Source organism: Leptospira idonii, assembly GCF_004770995.1.
Lineage (GTDB): Bacteria > Spirochaetota > Leptospiria > Leptospirales > Leptospiraceae > Leptospira_A > Leptospira_A idonii.
In genome coordinates, this window is the sequence record NZ_RQHW01000008.1 from 82,541 (window position 1) to 98,800 (window position 16,260).

13 protein-coding genes are annotated in these 16,260 nt (G+C 42.1%); 9 read left to right on the forward strand and 4 right to left on the reverse strand.

Annotation, left to right across the window (positions count from 1 at the left end):
- Positions 1-45 precede the first annotated feature (45 nt).
- Entirely contained in the window at positions 46-390 is a 345-nt protein-coding gene (locus EHS15_RS02350) for a hypothetical protein (protein ID WP_135758934.1), read from the forward strand.
- On the opposite strand, the gene EHS15_RS02355 is transcribed toward EHS15_RS02350, so the two are convergent.
- The gene (locus EHS15_RS02355) at positions 298-1,137 is read right to left on the reverse strand and encodes a glycosyltransferase family 2 protein (protein ID WP_135758935.1); all 840 of its coding nucleotides are present in this window, start codon (positions 1,135-1,137) and stop codon (positions 298-300) included. The two genes, EHS15_RS02350 and EHS15_RS02355, sit on opposite strands and share 93 nt — an antisense overlap.
- Position 1,138: 1 nt before the next feature.
- Positions 1,139-1,837 (reverse strand): histidine kinase, encoded by a 699-nt coding sequence (locus EHS15_RS02360; protein ID WP_167884135.1) that lies wholly within the window; start codon positions 1,835-1,837, stop codon positions 1,139-1,141.
- Between the two features lie 111 nt (positions 1,838-1,948).
- Here EHS15_RS02360 and EHS15_RS02365 point away from each other — a divergent pair, with 111 nt between their 5' ends.
- Genes EHS15_RS02365 through EHS15_RS02395 form a run of 7 tightly spaced genes read left to right on the forward strand, consistent with a single transcriptional unit; the run spans position 1,949 to position 12,529 of the window.
- The gene (locus EHS15_RS02365; protein ID WP_246051860.1) at positions 1,949-3,319 is read left to right on the forward strand and encodes an amidohydrolase family protein; all 1,371 of its coding nucleotides are present in this window, start codon (positions 1,949-1,951) and stop codon (positions 3,317-3,319) included.
- A complete protein-coding gene (locus tag EHS15_RS02370; protein WP_135758937.1) occupies positions 3,316-4,479 on the forward strand; it encodes a S1 RNA-binding domain-containing protein in 1,164 nt (387 codons plus the stop codon). The genes EHS15_RS02365 and EHS15_RS02370 overlap by 4 nt, the downstream gene beginning before the upstream one ends.
- A 6-nt stretch (positions 4,480-4,485) precedes the next feature.
- Positions 4,486-4,953 (forward strand): tRNA (cytidine(34)-2'-O)-methyltransferase, encoded by a 468-nt coding sequence (locus tag EHS15_RS02375; RefSeq protein ID WP_135758938.1) that lies wholly within the window; start codon positions 4,486-4,488, stop codon positions 4,951-4,953.
- Between the two features lie 49 nt (positions 4,954-5,002).
- Complete coding sequence (locus EHS15_RS02380; RefSeq protein ID WP_135758939.1) at positions 5,003-5,671, forward strand: ATP-binding protein; 669 nt, start codon at positions 5,003-5,005, stop codon at positions 5,669-5,671.
- Between the two features lie 5 nt (positions 5,672-5,676).
- A complete protein-coding gene (uvrB, locus tag EHS15_RS02385) occupies positions 5,677-7,671 on the forward strand; it encodes an excinuclease ABC subunit UvrB (protein ID WP_135758940.1) in 1,995 nt (664 codons plus the stop codon).
- A gap of 9 nt (positions 7,672-7,680) precedes the next feature.
- The gene (gene lon, locus EHS15_RS02390; protein WP_135758941.1) at positions 7,681-10,053 is read left to right on the forward strand and encodes an endopeptidase La; all 2,373 of its coding nucleotides are present in this window, start codon (positions 7,681-7,683) and stop codon (positions 10,051-10,053) included.
- Between the two features lie 13 nt (positions 10,054-10,066).
- Positions 10,067-12,529: a transglycosylase domain-containing protein gene (locus EHS15_RS02395; RefSeq protein WP_135758942.1), complete on the forward strand. Its 2,463-nt coding sequence runs from the start codon at positions 10,067-10,069 to the stop codon at positions 12,527-12,529.
- On the opposite strand, the gene EHS15_RS02400 is transcribed toward EHS15_RS02395, so the two are convergent.
- Positions 12,495-13,937 (reverse strand): ABC transporter substrate-binding protein, encoded by a 1,443-nt coding sequence (locus tag EHS15_RS02400; protein WP_135758943.1) that lies wholly within the window; start codon positions 13,935-13,937, stop codon positions 12,495-12,497. The genes EHS15_RS02395 and EHS15_RS02400 overlap by 35 nt on opposite strands.
- A 2-nt stretch (positions 13,938-13,939) precedes the next feature.
- Here EHS15_RS02400 and EHS15_RS02405 point away from each other — a divergent pair, with 2 nt between their 5' ends.
- Positions 13,940-15,823, forward strand: a complete 1,884-nt coding sequence (locus EHS15_RS02405) for an ABC transporter ATP-binding protein (RefSeq protein ID WP_135758944.1) — start codon at positions 13,940-13,942, stop codon at positions 15,821-15,823.
- 7 nt (positions 15,824-15,830) lie between these two features.
- Here the strand turns inward: EHS15_RS02405 and EHS15_RS02410 are convergent, their stop codons facing one another.
- The gene (locus tag EHS15_RS02410; RefSeq protein ID WP_135758945.1) at positions 15,831-16,247 is read right to left on the reverse strand and encodes a zinc ribbon domain-containing protein; all 417 of its coding nucleotides are present in this window, start codon (positions 16,245-16,247) and stop codon (positions 15,831-15,833) included.
- Positions 16,248-16,260 lie beyond the last annotated feature (13 nt).

The following is a 16,260-nucleotide window of genomic DNA, read 5'->3' on the forward strand; positions in this document are numbered from 1 at the left end:
TACATGACGCCTACCGAAAATTAAGTATTGATAGGAAAAAGTTTTATGATTTTAATCCCTCTTGCAGCACCATCAGAACCTTGGACCATTCTAGTAGATATTTTATTCTTTTTTTTGGCATCCGCTGCTTGCGCCTATTATTTTTACTATTATAAGCGGAAAGATTTACTCGGAAAGTTCTGGGGTTCCACGTTTGTTGCAGGCATCGGAGCTCTCATCGTGTTTGCCACCTTACAAACGTACATCAGAGACGTTATTATGTGGCTCATGTCTCCTAAGATCGGATCGACTCAGCTTTCAAACGTGAACTTGGTCGCCATCTTTCTCGGCGGATTTATCGCTCTTTACATCATGAACAGAATCAACCACAACAAAGAGAGAAGGGATTGATCGGCTCTTCTCATAAAGTTTCAAATACTTTAGAAAATTATAATAAAAACCTAACACTGCTAAGACGAATCCTGCTTTCCCGTCCAAAAAACCCAATCGTATAAAATACATATAAAAGCCTTTGAAGGCTCCTTTCAAAACCGCAAAAGTTACCGAACTGGATTTTCCTTTTCTGAATTCCTCCTCTGCGAAGAGGCTCGAATAACGGTCGATAAATTTTAAGTGATCGGATATATCCTTATAAGAGAAATGAAAGAGAGGGTGTTTCAACGGCTTTGCATGAGAGGACAGTTCCACTTTCTCGTGAACGATTCCTCCACCGAACCTTCCTTTGCTTTTTTTAAAAAGACGGATCTGATAGTTGGGATAGAATCCTCCGAAACGAATCCATTTCCCTAAATACCATGTGAGCCTGGGGATTAAAAAACCTTCCGTATCGGGAGAACCTTCGTGGAATAAGGATAATATCTCTTCTTTGAGTTTGGGAGAAACTACTTCATCCGCATCGATGGCAAGAACCCAATCGTTCTTCGTTTGATCGATTGCGAAATTCTTTTGATTGGCGTAATTGTCGAATTTCCTTTGAAACACCTTTGCTGGAAATTTTTTGATCAATTCCAATGTTCTGTCCGTAGAGCCGGAATCTACGATGACTATATCCTGCAGAAAGTCCAAGGCTTTCAGGGTTCTTTCTATATTGTCTTCTTCGTTGAGTGTGATGATTGCGCAGGAAACGGGAAGGTGCATATTAAGAAGGTTTTGATTTGCGAACTGAGGTGAAATTTTTGGTCAAAGGAATTTCCAACCTAGCAGTCGTAGAATCTTCACCGATGATGATTCGGAAATAGTTAGGATCGATCCCTTCACCCTTTAACATAATTAAGATGAGGGCAAGACCAAGGCCTGCTCCTTCCGTATTATCCGCATTGTCCATATAGAATTGAGCGATATCGTCGTAAACCATTCCCTTTTCCAAACGTTCTCGGATCGCTTTTTCTTCTTGTTTGGCGATGGGTGTGTTGTTGATCACTTCGATCGTGATTCCGTGATCGGTATAATTGAAGTTAATGAGGCAGTAATAACCTTTTTTTTTGGCTTTGATTCCGAATTCGTTCGACATCTCTTCGGAAAACATTTCTTTGTATTCCCTTACCCCTTTCGCATACTCTCCGGGGATGGACATACTGTACCCTCTTTCCTCAAAAAAGACTCTTTTTTGATTGGCTTTGCATGCATTGATGGCCAGTTCTTTGATGATCGTGTAGAGAGTGGGCACGAGAGTAGGGTGAGTGAGCCGATCCAAGATGAGGCCTACGGCTTCCTTGATATGCTCCTCGACGGATTTCGAGACTCGATGCGTTTTTAGGGATAAAATTTTCCCGTTTTCTACGTGTAGTTTTATGTGATCAGAAATCTCGCTTGTTTCCTTTCCCATACCCGAAATCATTTTAATTCTAGCCCTTAATGTCAAGGTACTAAGACCGCAAGTATGAAAAACCGCAGGCCATTTTGTTTCCTCGTCCTACTTTTAATATCGGTAGGTTCCCCCTCTTATCTTTTGTCACAAAACTTGAAAATGGGAGGAGTTCGGGTCTGGGACCATGAAAAACGTCAATTCGGGGAAGTCAGTGATCTGGAAGTGGCACAGGGGAAGATCAAATCCATCAAAGCTTCTCCTAGGGTTTCGGGGGGCGAGGTGCGGTATCTTCTTCCCGGATTTTGCGATGCCAGTGTGAACTTGGGGTCGAATTCTTTTGGAGGAGGTACCACAAAAGACAACCTCTCCGTTTACTTGCAGAGCTTTATTTCCACTGGATTCAGCCATGTGGAGTCAGTGGGAGATCCGGATTTGACCAGAGTTCGAGAAGAAATCACAAAAGGGAAATGGGTCGGACCGATCCTTCTGCAAAGCCAGAAGCCGATTTTACTTTCTTCTCATGTTTCCGAACCACCCGGACCTACCAAACAGTACCAAATGGTCGGTTTGGAAGATGCTAAAATCTCCATTTCCGAAACGAAAGAGCAAAGAACCCGCCATCTTCCCGTATTTTTAAAGAAAAAAGACGGTCTTTCCTTTCCTCAAACCAACCTCTTTCAGTGGAGAAAAGACTGGGAAGGGAAAAATTACATTCCTATTATATACAGTTTTTCGGAAGAGCTAGCTTGGCAGGATGCGTTAGACACCGGTTATCTGGTGATCTTCCAACCTATGCCTCCTCATTCTCGTCTTTCTTCCATCCAAACCAGATCGTTTCAATGGGCACCGATTTTGAATGTAGCTTATTTTCAATCCATGAAGGAAAATCCTGTTCTTTTGAAAGAAAGAATTCGGGAGATCGCTCAGTTGCATCCTGTCTTTCGGGAACAATTGATGGATGGGTTTTTGTCTACTTTGCCGGAAGTAGGAGATCCTACAATTTCCCAAGAATCCTTCCAAGACTTCCAAGGGATTTGGAAAACATTCAAAGAACATCCCAACCTCAAACAAAAATTGATTTTTGCTTCCGGTTCGGGACATTGGGGAGCCTTCCCCGGTGTGGCTGCCATCCAAGAAGCGTATCTTTGGGAAGAGGCATGGAAGGAAACTAGGGGAGATTTTGTGGTACCTACCTCGGAACCAGAAACATCCTTCTGGAAAAAACTCTTCTCCTTTTCCCCAAAGGAAAAGGTTCTTCTTCCTACACATTCCGATCAGGAGAGTATTCCTGAAAATCGAATCGATTTGTTGCAAATTCTAACAGAGAAAACATGCGGATTCATCGGAGCCGATCATGAGGGAAAAATCAAAACCGGCGGCCCTGCCCATTTTTCCGTTTTTAAAGAAAATCCTCTCAAAAGAACGTCCGGAATATTTGCAATTGAATCCATGGTCCTAGGTGGAAAACTGGTTTATACCCCCAAACCACAGAAAGTAGGAAAGAAACCATGAAAGGGAATTACAACCCATCTAGCGAATTCGATCGCCTCTTAGAAGAAAGTTTCAAAAAAAGAAAATCCATCGAACCGGGATCCAAACACACTGCCAAGGTTCTCTCTGTGAAAAACGATTATGTATTCGTTCGAACCGTAGGTTCCGACGTAGTGGGAAATATTTCCACAGAAGAATGGAGAGAGGAAACTCCTCCGAAAGCGGGAGACAGTTTGACCGTTTATTTCCTCAAAGAAGATTCGGGGGACTATCATTTTACTTCTTCCCTTTCGGGAGATTCCATTACGGAAGACAATCTGAGAATCGCAATGAATTCGGAGATTCCCGTTTCAGGTCAAATCGCAAATGAAACAAACGGCGGTTATGAGGTGAAATTGGGTTCCATACTCGCTTTTGTCCCCTATTCTCAGTTAGATGCCGAAAACAAAGGCAAAGAAATCTACGGTAAAAAATTCAAATTCATCATCAATGAAATCAATTCCAAACAGAACAAAGTGATCGTTTCTCAGAAGAAGATCTCCGACCGGGAGAAAGAAGCGAAAAAAAGAGTTCTGCAAGGAGAATTGAAGGAAGGGATGTTCGTTACTTGCACAGTGAAGAGCATCCATAAATTCGGTTTGATCGTGGACATGGGGGGATTCGACGCACTGGTTCCTGCAAGCGAAGCAAGCTTCAGAAAAAATCAAGATCTGGAAAAAGAATTCCAAGTAGGGGAATCTCTTCGCGCTAAAATCATTTCCTTAAATTGGGAAGAGGGGAAGTTCTCTCTCAGTGCGAAAGATTTTCTCCAAGACCCTTGGTCCGGAAAAGTTCCGTTCAAAGAGTCCGATATCGTAACGGGAGAAGTGGAATCCATCAAACCTTTTGGCATCTTTGTTAAGTTAAACGAAACATTCGTGGGACTTGTTCCGAACAAAGAAACGGGAGTTCCTATGAGAACCCCGGTCAATACCGTTTTTTCTCCCGGCCAAAAGGTGGAAGTTTTCGTTTTGGAAGTGAATCCTGAAAAGAGACAAATTGCACTCTCCATCACAAAGGCTGCGGATGCGAAAGACAGATTGGAATATCAGCAATATCTGAATAAGGATGAGGAACCGGGAACCGTTTCCAGTTTCGGACTTCTTCTCAAACAGTCGTTAGAAAAGAAAAAGTCCAAGTAATTCGTTTTGGAAATCGCTTTATTCGAACCTGAGATCCCGCCTAATACAGGTAACATCGCCAGGCTTTGCGTCAATGCGGACGTTCCGTTGTCCATCATCGGAAAACCTGCTTTCGATCTTTCCGAAAAAGCGGTTCGAAGGGCGGGGCTGGACTATTGGCAGGATCTTTCCCTCACTCAGTTCCCCTCTTGGGGGGATTTTCGACGGGAAAAAGAGGCGAAGGCGCAGAGGATTTTTCTAGTTTCTAAGTTCGGAAAGAAGGTTTATTGGGATTTGGAGTATTTTTCCACCGATGTTTTCGTTTTCGGGAGGGAAACCAGCGGCTTACCGGAGGAAATCACCCAGGCGCACAATCCGGATGAGATTATTTCCATCCCCATGTCTCCCAAATCCAGATCGATCAATTTATCGAACGCAGTTGCCATCGTACTTTATGAAGCACTGCGTCAAAGAAATATGAGGAATTCCCCCTAAGATATAAAACAATTTACAACACTTTCGTTCTCAATGAAATGGGACTATTATGCCATTCCCTCTCTCCCCTTCCGAGTTAGAGAAAGAAGTGAAGACCCTATTTTCGTTCGGTCTCGCCGGGAATGCGAAGGATTTTCACTCTTGGATCCAGATGGAGGTCTTTCGTAAGTTCAAAGATGTTCCGTCTACCTCTCTCGAATCCGTTCAAGAACTTTTAGACCACTTAAAAGAGAACGGAGATATACTCACTAACCCTTTAGATCCTAGAGAATACACTCTCTCTGAAAAATCCACATTCAAAAGAAAGGTCGGCAACGCCGAGAAATATGTCATATTAGGCGCTCTTCATTACAACCCCATGCAGTATGTGCGGGCTCGTTTGGATTATTTTCTAAAAATGAACCAAGTGGAGGAAGAACTGCGAATGGATCTTTGCATCGCTACCGTAGAGGCTGTGGAAAATGCAGCCAAGTACGGAGACGGTTTGAATGTAGAGATCGATTACCAAATTGATAAATCCAAACTGTTTACCATTTCCATGGTGAACACAGTGAAAGATTTTAATTTGGAAGATGACATTCAAAGAGGCAAATTCTCTTCCACTGCGACTCTAATGAGAGGGATGATGGTGATGCAAAAATTATTCGATGCGGTGGATCTGGAAATCATCGACAACAGAAGACAAGCTTTCTTGAAAGCAAGTCGCAAACTAGCGTAAGTTATATGGCAGATTTCAAAATGGTATCCCCTTTCTCTGCGGCGGGGGATCAAATCAATGCAATTCAAAATATTGCCAATGCCTTTCATGCGGGAGAGGATAAAGTCACTTTAGTAGGGGTCACCGGTTCCGGTAAAACCTTCACAATGGGGGAAGTGATCGTAAGGGTCAAAAAACCCACTCTCATTCTTTCGCATAATAAAACATTGGCGGCACAGCTTTTTAGAGAGTTTAAGGAATTTTTTCCGGAAAACGCCGTGGAATATTTCGTATCCTACTACGATTATTACCAACCGGAGGCATACGTTCCTTCTTCGGACACCTTCATCGAAAAAGATATGTCGATGAACGAAGAGATCGATAAACTTAGGTTACGCGCCACTTCCAGTTTGTTGGAAAGAGACGATGTCATCATAGTAAGTTCCGTATCCTGCATTTACGGTTTGGGTTCTCCGGAAGATTATATGAACTCCGTAGTGATGTTGAAGGTGGGAGATAAAATCGACCGCGATCAAATCATCCGCAAATTTTTACACATCCAATACGCAAGAAACGACATCGATTTCAGCAGAGGTAACTTTAGGGTTCGAGGAGATACGATCGAAATCATGCCTTCCTATCAGGAAGAAGGAATTCGAATCGAACTTTTCGGAGACGAAGTGGACGGATTGTCCAGGTTCGATCCGGTCACAGGAAAAACGAAACTCAAACTGGATCGAGTTGTGGTTTATCCTGCAAAACACTTCATCACTTCCGGTCCCAAAATCAAAGACGCCATCGTTAAAATTAAGGAAGAGATGGAAATCCAGAAGGAAACCTTCAAGGCGCAAGGGAAACTTCTGGAAGCGGAGAGAATCGAATCCAGAACCAATTACGATATGGAAATGCTGACCGAATTGGGGTATTGCAACGGAATCGAAAACTATTCCAGACATCTTACGGGAAGACAAGAAGGAGAAAGACCCGCTTGTCTTTTGGACTATTTTCCCAATCTTGACTTTTTACTGATCATCGACGAATCCCATGTAACACTCCCTCAGATCGGAGGGATGTATGCGGGCGACAGGACCAGAAAACAGACATTAGTTGATTTTGGTTTTCGTCTTCCCAGCGCTCTGGACAATCGTCCTTTGAATTTTCAGGAATTCGAAACACTCACTCCCAAAACCCTATATGTATCCGCAACGCCGGATGAAAGAGAATTGGGAAAAAGTAGCTCCATCGTAGAACAAATCATTCGTCCTACGGGGCTTTTGGATCCGATTGTGGAAGTCAGACCTACTGCCAATCAAATCGAAGATCTGCTTCAGGAAATCCATCTTCGCATCGCCAATAAGGAAAGAATCTTAATCACGACTCTAACCAAAAAGATGTCGGAAGATCTAACCGATTATTATAAAGAGATGGGATTAAAAATCGCCTATCTCCATTCCGAGATCGATACCATCGAAAGGGTAGAGATCATTCGAGATCTCAGAAAAGGAATATACGACTGTTTGGTGGGAATCAATCTTTTGAGAGAAGGTTTGGACATTCCTGAAGTTTCCCTTGTCGCCATTTTGGATGCGGATAAAGAAGGTTTTCTTCGTAATTATAAATCCCTCATCCAAACCATCGGTAGAGCGGCAAGGAATGTCAGTGGGAAAGCGATTCTCTATGCGGATAAAATCACCGATTCCATGAAAAAGGCGATCGATGAAACGGAAAGAAGACGTCAAATTCAGGAAGAACATAACACTCGTTTTGGGATTACTCCTCAAACCATCATGAAAGAAATTCACGATATATTACCTCGTGAAATGGCCGAAGAAAACAGCAAAGAAGAAGCTCTTGCCGAAATGGAAAGGGATTTCACTCTGAAAAAATACAAAACGAAAGATAAACTAAGAGAAGCTTTGAAGAAAGAAATGTTAAGATTCGCAAGCGATCTTGATTTCGAAAAGGCTGCCATGTTCCGGGACAAGATGATGGCTCTCGGTCCGGATAAAATAGAACCATAGGAGCATCCATTGGATCAAAACGAATCTTGGGAAAACCCGACCAAACTCATTCGAATCGAAGACGCATTACCAAAACAGATTTTTCTAATTCCTATCAAAGTCCGCCCTGTTTTTCCGGGAATCATCACACCGCTGATCGTTCCTCCCGGAAGGTTCATTCCCGCAATCGAAGAAACATCGAAAGGTGCCGGTTTTGTGGGACTCATACTGCTGAAAAAAGACGAATCCGATGAAGATTCCGAAGATAACATATATCAGGTGGGAGTGGTCGCTAGAATTCTCAAAAAAATCAACCTTCCTGACGGAGGGATGAACATTCTTGTCAATACCATCCAAAGGTTTCAGATCAAAAACATTTCTACTAAAACTCCTTTTTTAACGGCTAATGTCGAATATCCTATCGAGGAACCTGGAACTTCCAAAAACAACATCAAGGCTCTTATGAGAACCTTGCTCGTATTGACGAAGGAACTTGCACAAAACAATCCTTTGTTTACGGAAGATATGAAACTTACGATGATGAATGTCAACGAGCCGGGAAAAATGTCCGACTTCGTTTGTTCCATCTTGAATTTGGAAAAGGAAGAATACCAAAGCGTAATCGAATCGATTACGTTAAACGATCGATTGGAAAAGGTTCTTCTTTTTTTAAGAAAAGAGATCGAACTTGTCATTCTGCAAAGAAAAATACAAGATCAAATCAACGATAAAATCGATAACCAACAACGCCAATTTTTTCTCAGAGAACAATTGAAGGCTATCCAACAAGAGTTGGGAATCGGGGAAGATAAAACCGAAATCAAATACGATGCTCTTGTGGAGAGACTGAAACAAATTCCTGTTTCCGAAGAGATCATTCGGGAAGTGGAAAGGGAAGTCGATAAAATCAAAAATTCTGATCCGATCGGAAGCGATTATAATGTGATTCGTAATTATCTGGATCTTGTGGATGCACTTCCTTGGGAAGAACCAAACAAAAAAGAAATCAATTTGGTGCATGCGAAGAAGGTTTTAAACAGAGATCATCATAAACTGGAAGATGTAAAGGAGCGAATTCTTGAATTTCTTGCAGTCCACAAATTGAATCCGAAAAGCAGAGGATCAATTCTATGTTTGGTGGGACCTCCCGGGGTAGGAAAAACTTCCATCGCTAAATCCATCGCAGAGGCACTCGGTCGCAAGTTCTATCGTTTCTCCGTAGGAGGAGTTAGGGACGAAGCGGAGATCAAAGGCCATAGAAGAACCTATATCGGAGCCATGCCTGGAAAACTCATCAATGCGATGAAGATCACAAAAGAAAAGGATCCAGTGATTCTTCTCGATGAGATTGATAAAATGTCGCAAGGGTTTCAAGGGGATCCTCAGGCGGCTTTGTTGGAGGTTTTAGATCCGGAACAAAACGGTAATTTTAGAGATCATTATCTGGATCTTCCCTTCGATCTTTCTCAGGTATTTTTTCTTGCCACAGCTAACACATTCGAACCGATCCCTAGAGTTCTTTTGGATCGTATGGAAGTGATTCAGCTTTCCGGTTATATCACGGAAGAAAAAGTGCAGATCTTCCAAAAGTATCTTTGGAAAAAGATATTCGAGAAAAACGGTCTCAATCCTTCCTCTTTTTCCATGCACAAGGATACGATCGTTTATTTGATCAATTCCTATTCGAGAGAATCCGGTCTTCGCGGTTTGGAAAAAACCTTCGATAAATTGGTTCGTAAGCTTGCCCTAAAACAAGTGTTAAAAGAAAAATATTCCAAAGAGATCCGAATCAAGGATTTGGAAAATTATTTAGGACCTCCTCCTTTCGTAGATGATCGTATGACCATTCCTAAAGTCCCTGGAACCGCTCTAGGATTGGCTTGGACGAGTGCGGGAGGATCGACTCTGCTCATCGAAGCGGTTTTTGTTTCCGGTAAAGGAGGAATTCTTCTCACCGGGCAGATGGGGAAAATGATGGAAGAATCGGCAAACATCGCTTTGTCGTATGTGAAAAATCATGTGAAAGACGATTCCGTTTTCGATAAAAAATCCATCCACCTTCACGTTCCTGACGGCGCCACTCCTAAAGACGGTCCGAGTGCGGGAATCACTATGGCTACCGCCTTACTTTCTTTAGTCTTAGACAAAACCGTTCTTCCCGGATTCGGTATGACCGGTGAAATCACTCTTACGGGAGAAGTTCTTCCGATCGGCGGGCTCAGAGAAAAGATCGTAGCCGCCAAAAGAGTAGGCGTTAAAAAAATCATTTTTCCAAAGGACAATGAGAAGGCGTTTAAGGAAATTCCCGATTATGTAAAGAAGGGAGTTCAGTTTTTTCCTGTTTCCCATTTTGATGAAGTAGTAGATTTAATTCTGCCGAAAAAGAAAAATAAAAAGAAGTAACGGTCGTAATGTTATGAACAACCAGAATACATTTATTCTCATTTTACGGGCATTAGCTCTTCACGCTTTGGATTTTGCCAAAAAACTCTGGGAAAAAAGAGTCACCTTGTTTTTCGTATCTTTCTTCGTGTTTTTGTTTCTTTCCCTTTTTTTTCTGGGAGGAGCTTACGTTGTTTGGTCAGGAGAACAGGCAAGGGTAGAAAAATCTTTAGATAAATACAGATCCGAAATTTCCAACTTTTACGACAGCTTTCAGCCGAAATCGGTTAAGATTTTGGATCGCGGGGGAAGGGTGATGGGGGAATTTTACAGAAGAAATTTCAGACCCATTCGTACGGACAATCTTAAGAAACATCATACCATTCTTTGGGCCGTTTTATCCTCCGAAGACAGGGAATTTTTTTCTCACGGAGGAGTGAATTATACTGCGATCGGACGGGCCTTCGTTACGAATTTGATCCAGTTCCGTTTGTCCCAAGGCGGTTCTACCATCACACAACAGTTAGCTAAACTAACATTGAATTTAGGAAAAAGAAACCTATTCAATAAATTTACGGAACTGTACTGCACGTTTTATATAGAAAGCAGATTCTCCAAAGATGAGATTTTGGCGATGTATCTGAACCAGATCTTTTTGGGAGAAGGAAACACCGGTGTGGAAGAAGCGGCTCGTTATTATTTCCGTAAGCCTGCCACGGAACTCAGTCCGGAAGAAGCCGCCCTTCTTGTAGGAACCATTCCCGCACCAAGCGTCTTCAATCCGGTTCGTAATTTAGGAATCGCATTGTCCAGACAGAAACGAGTGTTATATGATATGGCTAGAAATCCGGAATTGAATCCTGTTCCTTCCGAGATTCCTAAAAAGTTCGGAGATTCGATCGAATCGAACGTCAAAAAATTCAAAACGATTTATAAAATCAAAGAATACAAAGATGACGACGGAAATCCCCGCTACTCTAGTGAAATCGGAAAATACGGAGCGGATAAGGATTTTCGAATCAATCTGGCTCCCGATTTCAATGCGGAAGTGAGAAGATTCGTTTTGGAAAATTTTTCCAATGAGGATTTAGAAGAAAGAGGACTGCTTGTTTATTCCACTTTGGATTTAGACAAACAAAGAATGGCGGAAGAAGCTTTGCGTGTGGGAGTGGATTCCGTAAGAGGGGATTTGATCCAACAAGAGAACACTCTTTCCGCAAAAGGAAAAACGGAACTTGCGGAAGTCACCAGATCCATGTTGCCCCAAATGAGCGGATCTCTTATTTCTATGGATCCTGAAACAGGCGATATAGAAGCGTTAGTTGGGGGATATAAAATTTCCAACTCGTTCCGATTCAATCGTGCGGAAGATGCAAGAAGACAACCAGGCTCTACCATCAAAGCTCTTGTATATGCTCTGGCTTTTGAAAAAAGAGTCGTGAATCCTTCTTCCAAAATCGTAGACGAAAAATTGGATTTCTCCGGTTATTCTCCTAAAAACTGGTACAAAGGATTTAGAGGAGAGATGACGGTTCGAACCGCATTGGCGCAGTCAGTGAACACTGTGTCCGTAAAACTTCTTCATGAAGTGGGGTTAAGTTATTTTTTATCAAAATTAGGGCAGATTTTATCTCTTCCGGATGAGGAAATCGAATCCCGCTTTCAAAAGAACCTATCTTTAGCTTTAGGTTCCGGGGAACTTTCTCCTTTGGAACTTTCCGTCATTTATTCCACTTTGGCCAACGGAGGAAGGAGAGTCACTCCTAGGAAGATCATCAAAATCACGGATCAGGATGGAAACGAATTTTATCAAACCACTCCCAATGAGGCCAGCGAACAAATATTAGATCCTGTTGCCTGTGCTATGGCAATCAACACTTTGGAATCGGTTCTTACGGAACAAGGAACTATGAATCTAAAGAAAAAAGAGGGAGAGCCCAATTTGTTTGCGGGGAAAACAGGAACGGTTCAGTCTCCTAAAACCAAAAAAAGCAAATGGTCCGGTTTGACGGGAGTAAGGGACGTTTGGTTCGCAGGATTCGCCCCTCGCAATGTAACCGTTGTTTGGGTGGGACATGACGAAGGCGCTCCTTTTCCAGGTTCCGGATCGGGAGTGTCAGGGGGAATATGGTTGAAGTATGTTCAATCCGTAAAATCCAAAATCGGTTTCGGAACTCAATTGATTTCTAACTTTGTGGGCGATTTCGTAAAGGTGGATGTTTGTGCCGATGACGGAACTTTATTCGAACATTCTCCGAATTATGCCTGTAAGTTGCCATTATACGCTCAGTATTATTATATAGGTGATCTGCCTCCCAAAAGAGCCGGTTTCACTAAACCGCCGGAACCGGTTCCTGCACATGTTCCTGAAGAGCCGGGGGATTCTGAAATCTCTACTTATGAACTCCAGGAAGGAACGGAACCTCCCGCAGGAGTGGATGCGGTCGAATTGGAACCTCCTATCATAGATAATCAGAGAGTGATTCGTAGCGAATGAATTTTTCGGAGATCATGTAGTTTTCCTGGATGGACCAAAGAAAAATCCAAGGTGCATCCTTCTCTACTTTCTCCAACACTTTCCATGCTGTTGTCTCATCTCTCCTGGAACGGTCTTTGAGTATCTTCAATACCTCTTCATTTTCATAGAAAGATCTATTGCCTCCGTTCCCTTTTTTTTCGGAGTGAAACAAAGGATCCAAAAAGTTCCAAACAGATTCATAATCCGCATACCATGTAAGCAGTGTTAAATCACCTTTGCCTTCTCCGTTTTCTTTGTACAGAGGGGCTTTTTCCATCCCTTTCAGATTCGCTTTCAGTCCTATATTCTTTAATGCTTGTAAGATGGCTCGTCCTTTCGTTTGATTTTCATCGTCTCCCCTCATCCTGAATTCGAGAGTAGTATCTAAAATTTTAGGATAACATTTGGATTGTTTCAAATATTCCATAGCTTTCTTAGGATCATAAGGATAAGAAGCGGCAGGAACTTTCGTTTTCGGAAAAGCTGTTTCGAAAAAAGGAAGAGGAACCGGACCGAAACTCAAATCGGCTTTGTCCTCCAAAAGTTTAGAGATGATTTCTTGTCTGTTTATCGAATAATTGATCGCATAACGAAAGTTTTTATCAAAACAAGGATTGGTTTGGTTGATGGCAACGTATTGGATGGATCTTCCTTTTTTGACCAATGTGTTCTCTTGTTTCGCTTCCGGCAAAGACAACAAAAAGTCAGTGAGTTTGAAAGCATCCAATTCTCCCTTTCTGTATAAAAATAAGGAAGTGCTGGATTGGGGAAGGATGCGGATGCGGATCGTTCCAGGAAGAGAAGGGTTTGGTTCTTTCAAACTCAAATCGATGAATTCGTTTTTTTTCCAAAAATCAACACGATAGGCTCCGAAAGAATGAAACTCTCCCGTTTCAGTGAATTTTTTTTTCGAAAGTATCGAAGCGAAAGGAAGTGCTAATTTCTCCTTAGCCTCTTCCTCCGAAGTATTTTCATCTAACGAAAGTATAATGGAGTTCGGTTCGGAAGATAAAGATATCTTTTTTAGAAAATGATAATCCCCTTTTCTAGGAGAGTTTCCTTGCAGCAGACGGTTGAGTGAAAAAAGAACATCTTCCGCGCTGGGTCCGTTTTGCGTCTTTCGCAATCGAATTTCCCATACGATTCCATCTTTCTCTTTTTTCCATACGGAAGAAGAGGCGAGATTTTCAATGGGTCTGGAATCTTGGATGCGAAAAAGCCCCGCATACAGAAACTTAGAAAGTTTTCCACTGACTAAATCCGTGGCGAAAAGCGGATCCAAACTGGGAGGATCCGTAGGGAATGCGATGGAGATCTCTGCATCTTGCTTTGTTTTTTGGCAAAAAGTGAGGGACAAGAGGAGGAAAACAAGGGAAAAGGTTCTCATACGTGAAGATTTACCGAAAGCTTTGGCCTTACCTTGTAAAATACAAATATAGACTCAGTTTTGGTATATTCCTTTCTATTTTTGTTTCCATTTTTAACGGAGTTTCTCTCACTTCTCTCATTCCTATTTTCAATTCACTCGGAACCGGGGACAATTACAAGTTTCAGATTGCACTCACTTCCAGAGACAATGTGGTTCTGGAAAAATCGAAATCGGGAAAAGATCTGGAAGGATACGAGTATGGAGAGTGGCTGTTTGCCAAAGGTAAAACTTCCCTCAATGAAGAACTTGCTAAAAAAGATCCGGATAAACTCGTCTTTTTATTCTGCCTCATCATTCTTCCCGTATATCTATTGAAGTTAATCTGTTTGGCGGGAACAGTTTACTTTGTCAACTCTGCAGGTCTGCTTTCCGTAAGGGACATCCGGCAGGTTTTATATGAGAAACTACAAGAACTTCCGTTAAACGATTTTCTCCGTGAGAAAACGGGAGTCCTTATGAGCCGCATCATCAACGATGTGGATACTGTCGGGAAAGTTGTCTCCAACGACTTAAAAGATGCCATCAATGATTTTTTCTATATAGTCACTCACTTGCTGTTATTGCTTCTTATCAGCTGGCAGCTCTTCTTTCTGATCTTCGTAGTGATTCCTCTTATCATCGGTCCTGTCAGTGCATTCGCAGACCGCATCCGAAGAACTACCAAAAATCAGCAGGAACAATTGGCAGCTTTGAACGGAGACTTGCAAGAAGTGATTTCAGGAATTCGAGTGATTCGTGCGTTCTCTATGGAAGAGAAAGAGTCCGATCGTTTTTATCATGTGAATGACGACCTCTCCGAAAAAACATTCAAAACCCATTTTTATCATCAAGTCGGACCCGCCTTGATCGAGTTATCCGGTGCGGTTGTGACTATGGTGTTTTTAGGGATCGGCGCTTATCTTTTGGAAGTTACAAAAATGACCAAAGGGGAGTTCTTAACTTTTTTTATCGTACTTATCTTTCTAATGCGTCCTTTGAAACAGATGAGCATTTTGATCAATCTTGTACAGGCATCCGTTTCCGCAAGTGATCGTGTATTTGAAGTATTGGGTCGTGAAACAGATATTAAAGAGCCGCAATCTCCATTTGCACTCGGCCCTTTGGAAAAGAACATCGTCTATGATCATATTTCTTACGTATATCCTGGAACAGAAGTTTACGCTCTGAAAGATTTGAATTTGGTTCTTCCTAAGGGAGGAACCATTGCGATCGTAGGTTCTTCCGGTGCTGGGAAATCCACACTGGTGGATCTTTTGCCTAGGCTTATCGATCCTACGGAAGGAAAGGTTCTTTGGGACGGGATCGATGCAAAAGATCTTTCTTTGGATAATCTTAGAAAACGGATCGGTGTCGTTTCTCAGAACATTTTTTTATTCAACGGTTCCGTTAGAGAGAACATTGCGTACGGAAATCCTAGTGCAAGCGAAGCGGAAATTCGAAAAGCGGCTGAGGATGCATTCGCATCCGAATTTATCGAATCTTTCGAGGACGGTTACGATACGGTCGTAGGAGAAAGAGGAGTGATGCTTTCCGGAGGACAAAGACAAAGGATATCAATTGCACGTACGCTTCTTGCTAATCCTGAAGTATTGATTTTGGATGAAGCTACTTCCGCATTAGATACTGAATCCGAACGATTGATTCAGCAAGCATTTGTTAGACTTTATCAAAACAAAACAGTGATTATCATCGCACACCGTTTATCCACGGTGAAGATTGCGGATACGATTTATTATTTGGAAAACGGAGAAATCGTAGAACAGGGAAGCCACCAAGAACTGCTGTCTAGGGAAGACTCCAAATACAAAAGACTATACGATCTACAGTTTTCCGGGGCTACTTAGCTCTAATCTAAGCTAGGCGAGAAGTCCCGCAATTGGGACAAAAATTCGCATTCGGTATGGAAATCGCCGATCCGCAATTACCGCATTTCCATCCGGCAGAGGAAGGCACGGGAATGATCGTTTGCGGAACAGATTCTTTTTTTCTGTTTCCTATTTTCGATTCCAAATCATCTAATTCTTGTAAGAAGGGTAAAGATAGGGTTTGGAATTCCTCTTCTGTCAATTTTTTTGCGTAATAATCGGAACGGACGTCCTTTAAGGAATCGAGTAAATTTCTTTTTTTCTGAGTAAGTGCTAGAAGTGTTTGGTCTTCGTCTTCTCCGAAAGGAGAAACATGACTTTGAAAACGCAGATAGAAGATAACGAAAGGAAGAAGGAGAATGATTCCAAAAAGCAGGATGTAGAAATAAAGTAGAAAATCCATAATCTCATTTTTT